Here is a 12,096-nt window from a genome sequence, read left to right on the forward strand (position 1 = left end):
ATTTGCAGATTATGCCGTGAGTAATCGGGCTGGATTATCAATACAAAGCTTGCGCAGAGTATCGTTGTCTACTCCGCGAGCAGCCAGATAGGCGAGGAAGACATTCGGGACAAACCCCCAGCCATTTCCGCCATTTTTCGCCCACATCTGTTTGAGAAAAACATCATGGCTTAAAACGATTTGGTCGGCGTAACCCAGTGCAATCAGATTCGCTACTGCATCTGCGGTCTCCTGAACGCCCGGCGCGACACCTTCTTTTGGAAAGGTGATGTCCAGACCAATCATGTCAAATTCAAGCCATACGCCACGGTCGAGCATTTTACGTTGATAGACGACATCTTTTCCTGAAGGGTCCGAATGCGCCAGCGAGACTTTTGCCGGAGAGACGTTCATTTCTTCCAGCACGATATCCAGCACCTCATCACCCAGTCGCAGCCACCCTGGCATATGGATATTCATCGCCGTGTGGGGGTTGTTACATTGTGCCAGAGACGCTGCCCGCAGGCTGTTACGCTCCGCTTGGGTAAACGCGGGAGATACGCCGATTTCACCGATCATGCCAGCGCGAATATCCGTCTCGCCAATACCCTGATTCAGTTCTTTATCAATGAGTGAGGCTAACAGCTCAACAGGTTTATGGATCCGGGTACTTTCAAATTTCTCCAGATAAGGTCCGGATGACGCAACGATATTCAAACCCGTTTTTAAGGCAACTTCTCGCAGCGCTGAGGCGTCCCGTCCAATGGATTCTGATCCGGTGGCGTCGACAATCGTCCTGCCGCCCAAAGACATAAAGTTATTGATTTCGAAGATAACATCATCAATCTCTTTGCGGTCCATGTTATCGGCGCAGCAGTATGGGTCGTGTTTCAGCCCCCACTGCAGGTCAGCACTGACTTTCTTTCCCACCAGTTGCTGAGAAAAAGCATAATGTGGCTCGTCTACGACCGAAGACAGATCGTTAAACAGATGTTCATGCGGTAGCGTCAGCCCCATATTCGTATGCGCCACCGGGCCTGTTACGGTTTGCAGGAAACCTTTCATTCTGACACCTCCATTCTTTGCGCCATTTTGGATGCTCTGTATTCAGGGATGGTGGTCACAATCGCACCGACTAACGCGAACAGCGTACCGATGATGGTGACCAGGTAGACCGTATTGCCTAATGAAGGGATCAATTCATCAATTAGCACTGAGCCAAGCAGTTGGCCTGCTGTTGACGCTACGCCCAGCATCAATAGCCCTAAGCCTCTCACCAGAATCGCCATTAGCCCGATGGACAGCAGACCCAGCGGACCACCGAGATACATCCACCATGTATCGGGTAACTGGATGGTGACATGGCCTAATGCGATACGTATCGCCAGCGCCGCGCCCAGGACACAAAAGCCGACGATGAAGTTCCATGTAATGGACACCAGCATGGAGCCCGTTGCCTCGGCGACTTTCGCATTTCCCGCAGGCTGCCAGCCAGCGAGTAACCCTGCCAAAAAGGGGAGGATAGCGAGCAGGATAAACGAGGTTGAGTGCCACTGTGGCGACACGACAAAAATGGTGGCGATAACGGCGAACAATGCGCCAGTAATGCGCCATGGCGTAAAATATTTCTTCTCCTCCACACCGATGCCAAAACGGTCGCACAGCAGGCCGGAAAGAAGCAGGGCAGAAATTAATGCCGTTTGAAAGGTGGCAACGCCCAGCGCACTGGCGGATGCGCCTTCAGAAAATACGACCATAGCCCCGCATAATCCTGCAAACCAATTCCATAGCGGGATTTTTCTCTTTTTAATCAGAGTAGGGATTGAGGCGAATTGCTGGCGTGTTTCTTTGCGCGCAATAATAATAAAAAACATGACGACCAGACCGCTGGCAAACGAGATTACTGCGCAAGCATTACCGTCTTGTAACCAGTGTCCTAACTGCCCATTAACGGCAGACTGCATCGGGGAAAGCATACCGGCTAAGATGGTGGCAAGCATCAGCAAGGGGGTTGAGTACTTATTCTTGTTCATACATCAATCCTTATATTTTATAAAAGGAGTAACTTTCGTTACTCCATTGTTTTTTATTTTCTGGCGATGAATTGAAGCGTGTTGACCCACAGGTCGGTATAAAATGGCCATGACATAAACTGCTGGGTTCCCCAGTGTGGGGAGCAGTCACTCATAAAGCAGGCGGTTTTACCCTGTTGGTATTCACCGAACACTAACAATGGGTCATTATTTATTGTTAATACGACATCGGCATCGTCTCTGGCGACGGCCTGGTTATATCCAAGAAATACCGGATAATCTGAGAACCCGTTAACAACAGGATGTTCAGGTGAGACAGCCTCAGCACAGATACCCTCGGGCTTTTCTACCCGGTCATCGCCATCAAGCATAATAACTGGCAGAACCTCAGCAAGAACGGTGTTCTTATAATTGGCTTTTGCCTCAATACCCATAAATGACAGATAACCGCCAATCATGAGTAGTCCACCGCCATTTTTGACGTACTCTTTAATGGACTCCAGAGCGTTTGGTTTTATTTTTAGCTGATAAAATGTCTCGTTTTGCAACAGGAAGGTATTACTACCAATGTCGCTAATAACAATCACATCGTAACGGTTTAATTCGTCAATACTCTCTGGAAAGGCAATTTGTACCGTGTGGGCAGGCATGTAATCAATATCAACGCCGCCTTTCCTCAAGCATTCCAGTAACCATGTAGCGCCTTCTTCATATTTACTGGAGGTGAAACTGTCATAACCTTTTGAATGAATCATATGAATATGCCAGGATTCTCCAATAAAGAGCACCTTTAGTTTTTTCTGCGTATTGTTCATAGTCTGCTCCTTGATTTAGTGAGTAGAGATAGTTTGTTTGTAATGTGAACCCTGAATACGATGAAGAACGGAGTCGTTTTCCGGCATATCAGAGGCATTAGGCGTTTCAACCGCAAGTGAGGCAAATGCGCTGGCGTAGCACAATGCGGATGCCAGTGACTTTCCTTTTGCAAGGCCAGATGCGAGGGCGCCATTGAAAGCGTCACCCGCTCCCGCAGTATTTTTTACAACTGCCGGAAATGCCGGAGAATAGATGAATTGAGTGCCATCATAAGCAAGCGAACCTTTGCTACCTAATGTAATAATGGTATTTTTGACGCCTTTCTGGTGAATAATTTTGGCCGCGCATTTGGCTGATTCGATATCATTAACCGCCATATTGGCCAGCAGGCCTGCTTCCGTTTCATTTGGCGTAATATAGTCAATGTTATCAATGATGGTGTTAACCATGTCATTGTATGGCGCTGGATTGATAATGACCGGTATGTCATTTTTTTGTGCGAGACGAATTGTTTGCTGCAGCGCTTCGTAATTCGTCTCCAGTTGGACAAGAACAATATCTGAATGAACAATGGCTTCTTTCTGAATGGTGATTTCATCAGGGGAAATTGTCATGTTGGCGCCAGGGTAGATAGCGATGACGTTATCTCCGGTATCTCCATTCACCATGATGGTTGCTGTACCTGTTTGTGTTTCTTTGGTCTGGTAGATAACACTTTTATGGATTTTTGATGAGTTTATAAAATTAATGGCGTAATCGCTAAAATGGTCTGAGCCGACTTTAGTAATAAAATGCACATCAGAATCGGCATAGCTTGCTGCTAATGCCTGATTACATCCCTTACCGCCGGGTGAAAAAATAAATTTATCGGCCAGCAATGATTCTCCCGTTGAGGGTAATCTCGGTAGATAACTGATGATATCAACATTGAACGAGCCAATAACACATACATTATTTTTCATGGCAGAGAGACCTTTTTTTATTTTCTGCGCTGATTCATATTTTTCCAGCACATAAGCAATTTCATTTTTTGCGACGTTATCAAGAGAATCAAGGGTAATAAATGCACCACCATGACAGCGAGTAAGATATCCCTGTCCGGCAAGTTCATTGAGATCTGAACGAATAGTTTCCTTTGTTACCTTGAGACTTTTCGCCAGATTTGAAACTTTTACAACTCCCGAAATACTGAGTTCCTTCAATATTCTATGATGGCGTTCAAATTTCATTTTTTACCTCACCGTGGTTAAATTAGTCCCGGGAGGAGTATATTGTTGTGATTGTCACCATAAAGTGATGGCAGAAACCAAAAAAAAACAAAAATGTAATATTAATATTGCTAAAATTACGGAAAAAACGGTGATAAAGATTAAAGTGGTAATAACCATGAAATTCAGATGGTTATTGTTTTGATATAGGGGAAGTAGGTTGCAATAACAGGAATGTGATGAAGGTTTGTGACGTTTCGCCCCACAGGGTGGGGCGGGGAAGCGCTATTTCACGCGCGCCATAAAGTACGCATCAACGTACTCACCGTTGCGCAGGCCGTATTTCTTACCAGTGCCTTCGATTTCAAAGCCGTACTTCTTATACACCGCCACCGCGGGCTCGTTATCAACAAACACCGTTAACTCGATACGGTCAACGCGCAGCCAGTTGTCACACATGTCGATCATCGTGCGGATCAGCGCGCTGGCAATGCCGCGATTGTGCCACCGGGCATCCACGCAGATACCAAAATCGGCCACGTGGCTGCGGCGAGGACGTTGGGTGACCTGAATAGAAAGATGGCCAACGACAATATCGTCAATGCAGGCAACCAGTTGTTTAACCCCGGCTTGCTCGGTTAGCCGCGCCTGCCACATTTCGAGGGAAGGATGAGGAACCTGTAGCGTGTTGTGGTACACCTCCGGCTGGGCGTGGATCTGACGAATGGCGTCGTAATCTTTCGGTTCAGCGTGGCGTATCACTATTTCACTCATTCCTTATCTCCTGCAGGGGTAATTGTGTATTTACACTCGCTGAGAAAGAAAATTCCGTCAACCGCATTTTTTTGCAAAAAGAAGTAGACAAGTGCGAATGAGAATGATTATTATTGCCTTGCGTTCAGGGGAACCCCTACGGAGAACCTGAAAGCACGACATTGCTCACATTGCTTCCAGTATTATTTTAGCCAGCTTTTGCTGGCTTTTTTTTGGGTTTTGTTTCAGCCTGGCTTACTTGTCATTTTGTCCCCGGGAAGTGCTCGTGCTCCTCACGTACATTTAGTACGCTCCGGGCCCTGCGCGCTTGCCTTGAACAAACTGACCGCGACGCCGACGGCTGATCTTGAGGCATCTGCTTTTGTAGGCCCGAAAAGGCTTCTCCGCATCCGGCAAAGAATCCAACATTCAGTCTCCTCACGCTTTGCGCTATGGTGTAAACAATCATCTTCAAAAGGATCGTCTCATGACCTTACACTGCGCATTTATTGGATTCGGCAAAAGTACCACCCGTTACCATCTCCCCTACGTTCTGAATCGGAAAGATACCTGGCATGTCGCGCATATTTTCCGTCGTCACGCTAAATCGGAAGAGCAGGCGCCGCAGTATTCGCATATTCACTTCACCAGCGATCTGGATGAGGTGTTGGGCGATCCGCAGGTAAAACTGGTGATCGTCTGTACACATGCTGATAGCCATTTCGAATACGCCAAACGCGCGCTGGAAGCGGGTAAAAATGTGCTGGTTGAGAAACCTTTCACGCCGACGCTGGCGGAGGCAAAAGTGTTGTTCGACCTGGCGCGAAGCAAAGGACTGACCGTCACGCCGTATCAGAATCGGCGTTTTGATTCCTGTTTTCTCACGGCTAAAAAAGCGATTGAGAGCGGGAAACTGGGCAAGATTGTCGAAATTGAAAGCCATTTCGATTATTACCGCCCGGTAGCAGAAACCAAACCGGGCCTGCCGCAGGACGGCGCTTTCTACGGACTTGGCGTCCACACCATGGATCAAATTATTTCGCTATTTGGCCGCCCGGATCATGTCGCGTATGACATTCGTAGCCTGCGTAATAAAGCGAATCCGGATGACACCTTTGAAGCGCAACTGTTTTATGGCGATTTGAAGGCTATCGTTAAAACCAGCCATCTGGTGAAAATCGACTATCCGAAGTTTATTGTTCACGGCACCAAAGGTTCGTTTGTGAAATACGGTATCGATCAACAAGAAACCAGCCTGAAAGCGAACATTATGCCTGGCGAACCCGGTTTCGCCGCTGACGAATCCGTCGGCGTGCTGGAATATGTTAACGATGACGGCGTGACCGTGAAAGAAGAGGTGAAACCGGAAACGGGTGACTATGGTCGCGTCTATGATGCGCTGTACCAGACGTTGACCGTCGGTACGCCTAATTACGTCAAGGAATCTGAAGTTCTTACCAACCTGGAAATCCTCGAACGTGCCTTCGAACAGGCAACGCCTGCGACGATAACCCTGGCTAAATAGCCCTTACAGACTCCTCTGCGCTTATTCATATTTTTTGAACAGAGGAGTCAATTTTCACCCTCTATGATCCCGGACGGAATGAGTCCACACTTATTCCATCGAAAACATCTGGGGGTGAACACAATGATCTACTTACGCAAAGCAAACGACCGCGGTCATGCGAATCTTGGCTGGCTTGACTCCTGGCATACTTTTTCTTTTGCCGATTATTACGACCCGAACTTTATGGGGTTCTCGGCGCTGCGCGTGATTAACGATGACGTGATCGACGCAGGCCAGGGGTTCGGCACGCATCCGCATAAAGACATGGAAATTTTGACCTATGTGCTGGAAGGTGCCGTAGAACACCAGGACAGTATGGGCAATAAAGAACAGGTTCCGGCCGGTGAATTCCAGATTATGAGCGCCGGGACCGGCGTTCGCCACTCCGAGTACAACCCGAGCAAAACGGATCGTCTGCGGCTGTACCAGATCTGGATCATTCCGCAAGAAACCGGCATCACGCCGCGCTACGAACAGCGTCGCTTCGACGCCGCGCAGGGCAAGCAACTGGTGCTTTCGCCAGATGCTCGCGATGGTTCGCTGAAGGTCCACCAGGATATGGAGCTGTACCGCTGGGCGCTGCTCAAAGATGAGCAGTCGGTGCATCAGATTGCCGCTGAGCGCCGCGTCTGGATCCAGGTGGTAAAAGGTAACGTGACCATTAACGGTACTAAAGCCACCACCAGCGACGGCCTGGCGATTTGGGATGAGCAGGCAATCTCGATTCATGCCGACAGCGACAGCGAAGTGTTGTTGTTTGACTTGCCGCCAGTCTAACGTGCTGTAACCTTTTGTAGGCCGGATAAGACGCGAAAGCGTTGCCATCCGGCTTTTCATCGTTTGTCATTAATTCCGCACGTCCGTGGTAAACTGGGCAAATCTATCCCTTTTATACCTTTCAGGACGATGAAAAAGAAAAGACCCGTACTTCAGGATGTGGCCGACCGTGTGGGCGTGACCAAAATGACGGTCAGCCGTTTTTTGCGTAATCCGGAGCAGGTCTCCGTCGCGCTGCGGGGTAAAATTGCGGCTGCGCTTGATGAGCTCGGGTACATTCCTAATCGCGCTCCTGACATTCTTTCCAACGCCACCAGCCGCGCCATTGGCGTTCTGCTGCCGTCTTTAACCAACCAGGTCTTTGCGGAAGTGTTACGCGGCATTGAGGCCGTCACCGATGCCCACGGGTATCAGACCATGCTGGCGCACTACGGCTATAAACCGGAGATGGAGCAGGAGCGCCTGGAATCGATGCTCTCCTGGAATATCGACGGCCTGATCCTCACTGAGCGTACCCATACGCCGCGCACCTTAAAAATGATCGAAGTCGCCGGGATTCCGGTGGTGGAACTGATGGACAGCCAGTCGCCGTGTCTCGATATTGCCGTTGGTTTTGACAACTTCGAGGCCGCCCGTCAGATGACCGCCGCGATTATCGCGCGTGGTCATCGTCATATCGCCTATCTGGGGGCGCGCCTCGACGAACGTACTATCATCAAGCAGAAGGGCTATGAACAGGCGATGCGGGACGCAGGCCTGGTTCCTTACAGTGTGATGATGGAGCAATCTTCATCCTACTCTTCCGGTATCGAACTCATGCGCCAGGCGCGACGCGAATACCCACAGCTTGACGGTATTTTTTGCACCAACGATGACCTGGCGGTGGGGGCGGCCTTCGAATGCCAGCGCCTGGGGCTAAAAATCCCGGACGACATGGCGATCGCCGGGTTCCACGGTCATGATATCGGCCAGGTGATGGAACCGCGTCTGGCAAGCGTCCTGACGCCGCGCGAGCGAATGGGCAGCATTGGCGCGGAACGCCTGTTGGCTCGCATTCGCGGCGAAACGGTCACGCCAAAAATGTTAGATTTAGGTTTCACCTTGTCACCGGGCGGATCTATTTAGTCTGACAACTTTGAAGTAGCTCACACTTATTCACTTTTGGCACGAATGGTCATTGCGTCGTGAATGGTGCGGTTGGACAATGTTACCGATAACAGTTACCCGTAACAAATTTTGCAACTTGTAGAGTGGGGGCCCGCTTTGAGCACGACTAATCATGATCACCACGTTTACGTTCTGATGGGCGTATCAGGCAGCGGTAAATCCGCTGTCGCAAGCGCCGTGGCGCATCAGCTTCATGCCGCGTTTCTGGACGGCGATTTTCTGCATCCGCGCTGCAATATTGAAAAAATGGCTTCCGGCGAGCCGTTGAATGATGATGACCGCAAACCGTGGTTACAGGCGCTGAACGACGCCGCTTTCGCGATGCAGCGTACCAATAAAATCTCGCTGATCGTCTGTTCCGCACTGAAAAAACATTATCGTGACCTGCTGCGCGAGGGAAACCCGAACCTCTCCTTTATCTACCTGAAAGGTGATTTCGACGTCATTGAAAGCCGTCTGAAAGCGCGCAAAGGTCATTTCTTCAAAACCCAGATGCTGGTGACGCAGTTTGAAACGCTGCAAGAGCCGGGTGCCGACGAACGCGATGTTCTGGTGGTGGATATCGACCAGCCGCTGGAAGGCGTCGTGGCGAGCACCATTGAGGTCATCAATAAAGGCAGTACGCTGTGAGTACATTAACACTGGTTTTAACCGCCGTCGGTTCCGTCTTACTGCTGCTGTTTCTCGTGATGAAGGCGCGTATGCACGCCTTCGTCGCGTTAATGGTCGTCTCAATGGGCGCGGGGCTTTTTTCAGGGATGCCGCTTGATAAAATCGCCGCGACCATGGAAAAAGGGATGGGCGGCACGCTGGGCTTCCTGGCGATTGTGGTCGCGCTGGGGGCGATGTTCGGTAAAATTCTGCATGAAACCGGCGCGGTCGATCAGATAGCCGTGAAAATGCTTAAATCCTTTGGCCATAACCGCGCGCACTATGCGATTGGCCTGGCCGGCTTGATTTGCGCGCTCCCGCTGTTCTTTGAAGTGGCGATTGTGCTGCTGATAAGTGTGGCGTTCTCAATGGCGCGTCATACCGGCACAAACCTGGTGAAGCTGGTCATTCCGCTGTTTGCGGGCGTGGCGGCAGCCGCGGCGTTTTTGTTGCCTGGGCCTGCGCCGATGCTGCTGGCTTCCCAGATGCATGCTGATTTCGGCTGGATGATCCTGATTGGGCTGTGCGCCGCCATTCCTGGCATGATTATCGCCGGGCCGCTGTGGGGGAATTTTATCAGCCGTTACGTTGAGCTGCGTATTCCTGACGACATTACCGAGCCGCATCTGGGCGAAGGCAAAATGCCTTCTTTCGGCTTCAGCCTGTCGCTGATCCTGCTGCCGTTGGTGCTGGTAGGACTGAAAACGATCGCCGCGCGTTTTGTGCCGGAAGGTTCCACCGCTTACGAATGGTTTGAGTTTATCGGCCACCCCTTCACTGCGATTCTGGTCGCTTGTCTGGTAGCGATTTACGGCCTGGCGATGCGTCAGGGGATGCCGAAAGACAAAGTGATGGAAATCTGTGGCCACGCGCTGCAACCGGCGGGCATTATTCTGCTGGTGATTGGCGCAGGCGGGGTGTTCAAACAGGTACTGGTTGACTCCGGCGTCGGCCCGGCGCTGGGCGAAGCGTTAACCGGCATGGGACTGCCGATTGCCATTACCTGCTTTGTGCTGGCGGCGGCGGTGCGCATCATTCAGGGCTCCGCGACCGTGGCGTGTTTAACCGCGGTCGGTCTGGTGATGCCGGTCATTGAGCAACTGAATTTCTCCGGCGCGCAGATGGCGGCGCTCTCTATCTGTATCGCCGGCGGTTCAATTGTGGTTTCTCATGTTAACGACGCCGGCTTCTGGCTGTTCGGTAAATTTACCGGCGCGACCGAAGCGCAGACGCTGAAGACCTGGACGATGATGGAAACTATCCTCGGCACGGTCGGCGCGATTGTCGGAATGATTGCTTTCCAACTGCTGAGCTGAGTCTTGTTGCCCGGTGGCGCTGTGCTTACCGGGCCTGGAAACGGGCACATATCGACACCGTAAGCCGGGTAAGGCGTAATCGCTACCCGGTTTTTTTATTGAGGTGTGCATGGCAATCGCCCAACGACATTTTGCCTCGCCATGTTTCAGTACGCGCATAAAAGCAGGAAAATTTCTACGCTGATCCATAATTAGGATCAATAAAACAGCGACGGAAATGATTCCCTTCCTAACGCAAATTCCCTGATAATCGCCACTGGACTTTCTGCTTGCGCGGTAAGGCAGGATAAGTCGCATTACTGATGGCTTCGCTATCATTGATTAATTTCACTTGCGACTTTGGCTGCTTTTTGTATGGTGAAGGATGCGCCACAGGATACTGGCGCGCATACACAGCACATCTCTTTGCAGGAAAAAAACGCTATGAAAAATGTTGGTTTTATCGGCTGGCGCGGAATGGTCGGCTCTGTTCTCATGCAACGCATGGTAGAGGAGCGCGATTTCGACGCTATTCGCCCTGTTTTCTTTTCTACCTCCCAGTTTGGACAGGCGGCGCCCACCTTCGGCGACACCTCCACCGGCACGCTACAGGACGCTTTTGATCTGGATGCGCTAAAAGCGCTCGATATCATCGTAACCTGCCAGGGCGGCGATTATACCAACGAAATTTATCCAAAGCTGCGCGAAAGCGGATGGCAGGGTTACTGGATTGACGCGGCTTCTACGCTGCGCATGAAAGATGATGCCATTATTATTCTCGACCCGGTCAACCAGGACGTGATTACCGACGGCCTGAACAATGGCGTGAAGACCTTTGTGGGTGGTAACTGTACCGTTAGCCTGATGTTGATGTCGCTGGGCGGTCTCTTTGCCCATAATCTCGTTGACTGGGTATCCGTCGCGACCTATCAGGCCGCCTCCGGCGGCGGCGCGCGCCATATGCGCGAGCTGTTAACCCAAATGGGTCAGTTGTATGGCCATGTTGCCGATGAACTGGCGACGCCGTCTTCCGCAATTCTTGATATTGAACGCAAAGTTACGGCATTGACCCGCAGCGGCGAGCTGCCGGTTGATAACTTTGGCGTACCGCTGGCGGGAAGCCTGATCCCCTGGATCGACAAACAGCTCGATAACGGCCAAAGCCGCGAAGAGTGGAAAGGCCAGGCGGAAACCAACAAGATCCTCAATACTGCCTCTGTGATCCCGGTCGATGGTTTGTGTGTGCGCGTCGGCGCGCTGCGCTGTCACAGCCAGGCGTTCACCATCAAGCTGAAAAAAGAGGTATCCATTGCGACGGTGGAAGAACTGCTGGCGGCACATAATCCGTGGGCGAAAGTGGTGCCGAACGATCGTGATATCACTATGCGCGAATTAACCCCGGCGGCGGTGACCGGCACGTTGACTACGCCGGTTGGTCGTCTGCGTAAGCTGAACATGGGGCCAGAGTTCTTGTCGGCGTTTACCGTAGGCGACCAGTTGTTATGGGGCGCCGCCGAGCCGCTGCGTCGAATGCTGCGCCAGTTGGCGTAGTAGCTATTGCAGCGCTTATCGGGCCTGCGTGTGGTTCTGTAGGCCGGATAAGGCGCGTCAGCGCCGCCATCCGGCAATATCCGCCAGATAAGGCGTAGTCGGCAAGCAGACGTCAGATTGATATGTAGGGTGCATTGTCACCCTTTTTTTTGCGTAATACAGGAGTAAACGCAGATGTTTCATTTTTATCAGGAGTTAAGCAGAGCATTGGCTATTCTTTAAGGGTAGCTTAATCCCACGGGTATTAAGCCTAACCTGAAGGTAGGACGACGCAGATAGGATGCACAGTGTGCTGCGCC

At 51.1% G+C, this 12,096-nt stretch carries 11 protein-coding genes and 1 pseudogene; 6 read left to right on the top strand and 6 right to left on the bottom strand.

The window, feature by feature from the left end:
• Positions 1-9: 9 nt before the first annotated feature.
• The 5 genes from ACLJZ5_RS10655 to yhhY form a co-directional block, all read right to left on the bottom strand.
• Positions 10-1,044 carry a phosphotriesterase gene (locus ACLJZ5_RS10655; RefSeq protein ID WP_024797722.1) on the bottom strand — a complete coding sequence of 345 codons (1,035 nt, stop codon included), beginning with the start codon at positions 1,042-1,044 and terminating at the stop codon, positions 10-12.
• A complete protein-coding gene (locus ACLJZ5_RS10660; RefSeq protein ID WP_001038949.1) occupies positions 1,041-2,012 on the bottom strand; it encodes a DMT family transporter in 972 nt (323 codons plus the stop codon). Before ACLJZ5_RS10660 ends, ACLJZ5_RS10655 begins: the two co-directional genes overlap by 4 nt.
• Before the next feature lie 53 nt (positions 2,013-2,065).
• Complete coding sequence (locus ACLJZ5_RS10665; protein ID WP_001066509.1) at positions 2,066-2,827, bottom strand: glutamine amidotransferase; 762 nt, start codon at positions 2,825-2,827, stop codon at positions 2,066-2,068.
• Positions 2,828-2,842: 15 nt separating this feature from the next.
• Entirely contained in the window at positions 2,843-4,057 is a 1,215-nt protein-coding gene (locus tag ACLJZ5_RS10670; RefSeq protein ID WP_000667440.1) for a PfkB family carbohydrate kinase, read from the bottom strand.
• Positions 4,058-4,321: 264 nt separating this feature from the next.
• Positions 4,322-4,810 carry an N-acetyltransferase gene (gene yhhY, locus ACLJZ5_RS10675; protein WP_001290278.1) on the bottom strand — a complete coding sequence of 163 codons (489 nt, stop codon included), beginning with the start codon at positions 4,808-4,810 and terminating at the stop codon, positions 4,322-4,324.
• A 466-nt stretch (positions 4,811-5,276) separates the two neighbouring features.
• On the opposite strand from yhhY, the gene ACLJZ5_RS10680 reads away from it, so the two are divergent.
• The 5 genes from ACLJZ5_RS10680 to gntU all read left to right on the top strand — a co-directional run bounded on the left by ACLJZ5_RS10680 (position 5,277) and on the right by gntU (position 10,267).
• Positions 5,277-6,314 (top strand): oxidoreductase, encoded by a 1,038-nt coding sequence (locus tag ACLJZ5_RS10680; protein ID WP_023993861.1) that lies wholly within the window; start codon positions 5,277-5,279, stop codon positions 6,312-6,314.
• Between the two features lie 123 nt (positions 6,315-6,437).
• Positions 6,438-7,133 (top strand): pirin family protein, encoded by a 696-nt coding sequence (locus ACLJZ5_RS10685; protein WP_024797721.1) that lies wholly within the window; start codon positions 6,438-6,440, stop codon positions 7,131-7,133.
• 129 nt (positions 7,134-7,262) lie between these two features.
• The gene (gntR, locus tag ACLJZ5_RS10690; RefSeq protein WP_000730239.1) at positions 7,263-8,258 is read left to right on the top strand and encodes a gluconate operon transcriptional repressor GntR; all 996 of its coding nucleotides are present in this window, start codon (positions 7,263-7,265) and stop codon (positions 8,256-8,258) included.
• Positions 8,259-8,396: 138 nt separating this feature from the next.
• Positions 8,397-8,930 carry a gluconokinase gene (gene gntK, locus ACLJZ5_RS10695; RefSeq protein ID WP_000108342.1) on the top strand — a complete coding sequence of 178 codons (534 nt, stop codon included), beginning with the start codon at positions 8,397-8,399 and terminating at the stop codon, positions 8,928-8,930.
• Positions 8,927-10,267, top strand: a complete 1,341-nt coding sequence (gene gntU / locus ACLJZ5_RS10700; protein WP_000105950.1) for a gluconate transporter — start codon at positions 8,927-8,929, stop codon at positions 10,265-10,267. Before gntK ends, gntU begins: the two co-directional genes overlap by 4 nt.
• Here gntU and ACLJZ5_RS10705 read toward each other — a convergent pair.
• Positions 10,190-10,564 (bottom strand): annotated as a pseudogene (locus tag ACLJZ5_RS10705) (MarC family protein); the annotation flags it as partial. The gene gntU and the pseudogene ACLJZ5_RS10705 overlap by 78 nt on opposite strands.
• Positions 10,565-10,690: 126 nt before the next feature.
• On the opposite strand from ACLJZ5_RS10705, the gene asd reads away from it, so the two are divergent.
• Complete coding sequence (gene asd / locus ACLJZ5_RS10710) at positions 10,691-11,797, top strand: aspartate-semialdehyde dehydrogenase (protein WP_000799939.1); 1,107 nt, start codon at positions 10,691-10,693, stop codon at positions 11,795-11,797.
• The last annotated feature ends 299 nt before the right edge of the window (positions 11,798-12,096 follow it).

This window comes from Salmonella sp. 5800 (assembly GCF_046558195.1).
Taxonomy (GTDB): Bacteria; Pseudomonadota; Gammaproteobacteria; order Enterobacterales; family Enterobacteriaceae; genus Salmonella; species Salmonella enterica.

Coding starts and splice junctions, on each gene's coding strand:
- ACLJZ5_RS10655 (WP_024797722.1), bottom strand. CDS start 1,044: ATGAAAGGTTTCCTGCAAACCGTAACAGGCCCGGTGGCGCATACGAAT.
- ACLJZ5_RS10660 (WP_001038949.1), bottom strand. CDS start 2,012: ATGAACAAGAATAAGTACTCAACCCCCTTGCTGATGCTTGCCACCATC.
- ACLJZ5_RS10665 (WP_001066509.1), bottom strand. CDS start 2,827: ATGAACAATACGCAGAAAAAACTAAAGGTGCTCTTTATTGGAGAATCC.
- ACLJZ5_RS10670 (WP_000667440.1), bottom strand. CDS start 4,057: ATGAAATTTGAACGCCATCATAGAATATTGAAGGAACTCAGTATTTCG.
- yhhY (WP_001290278.1), bottom strand. CDS start 4,810: ATGAGTGAAATAGTGATACGCCACGCTGAACCGAAAGATTACGACGCC.
- ACLJZ5_RS10680 (WP_023993861.1), top strand. CDS start 5,277: ATGACCTTACACTGCGCATTTATTGGATTCGGCAAAAGTACCACCCGT.
- ACLJZ5_RS10685 (WP_024797721.1), top strand. CDS start 6,438: ATGATCTACTTACGCAAAGCAAACGACCGCGGTCATGCGAATCTTGGC.
- gntR (WP_000730239.1), top strand. CDS start 7,263: ATGAAAAAGAAAAGACCCGTACTTCAGGATGTGGCCGACCGTGTGGGC.
- asd (WP_000799939.1), top strand. CDS start 10,691: ATGAAAAATGTTGGTTTTATCGGCTGGCGCGGAATGGTCGGCTCTGTT.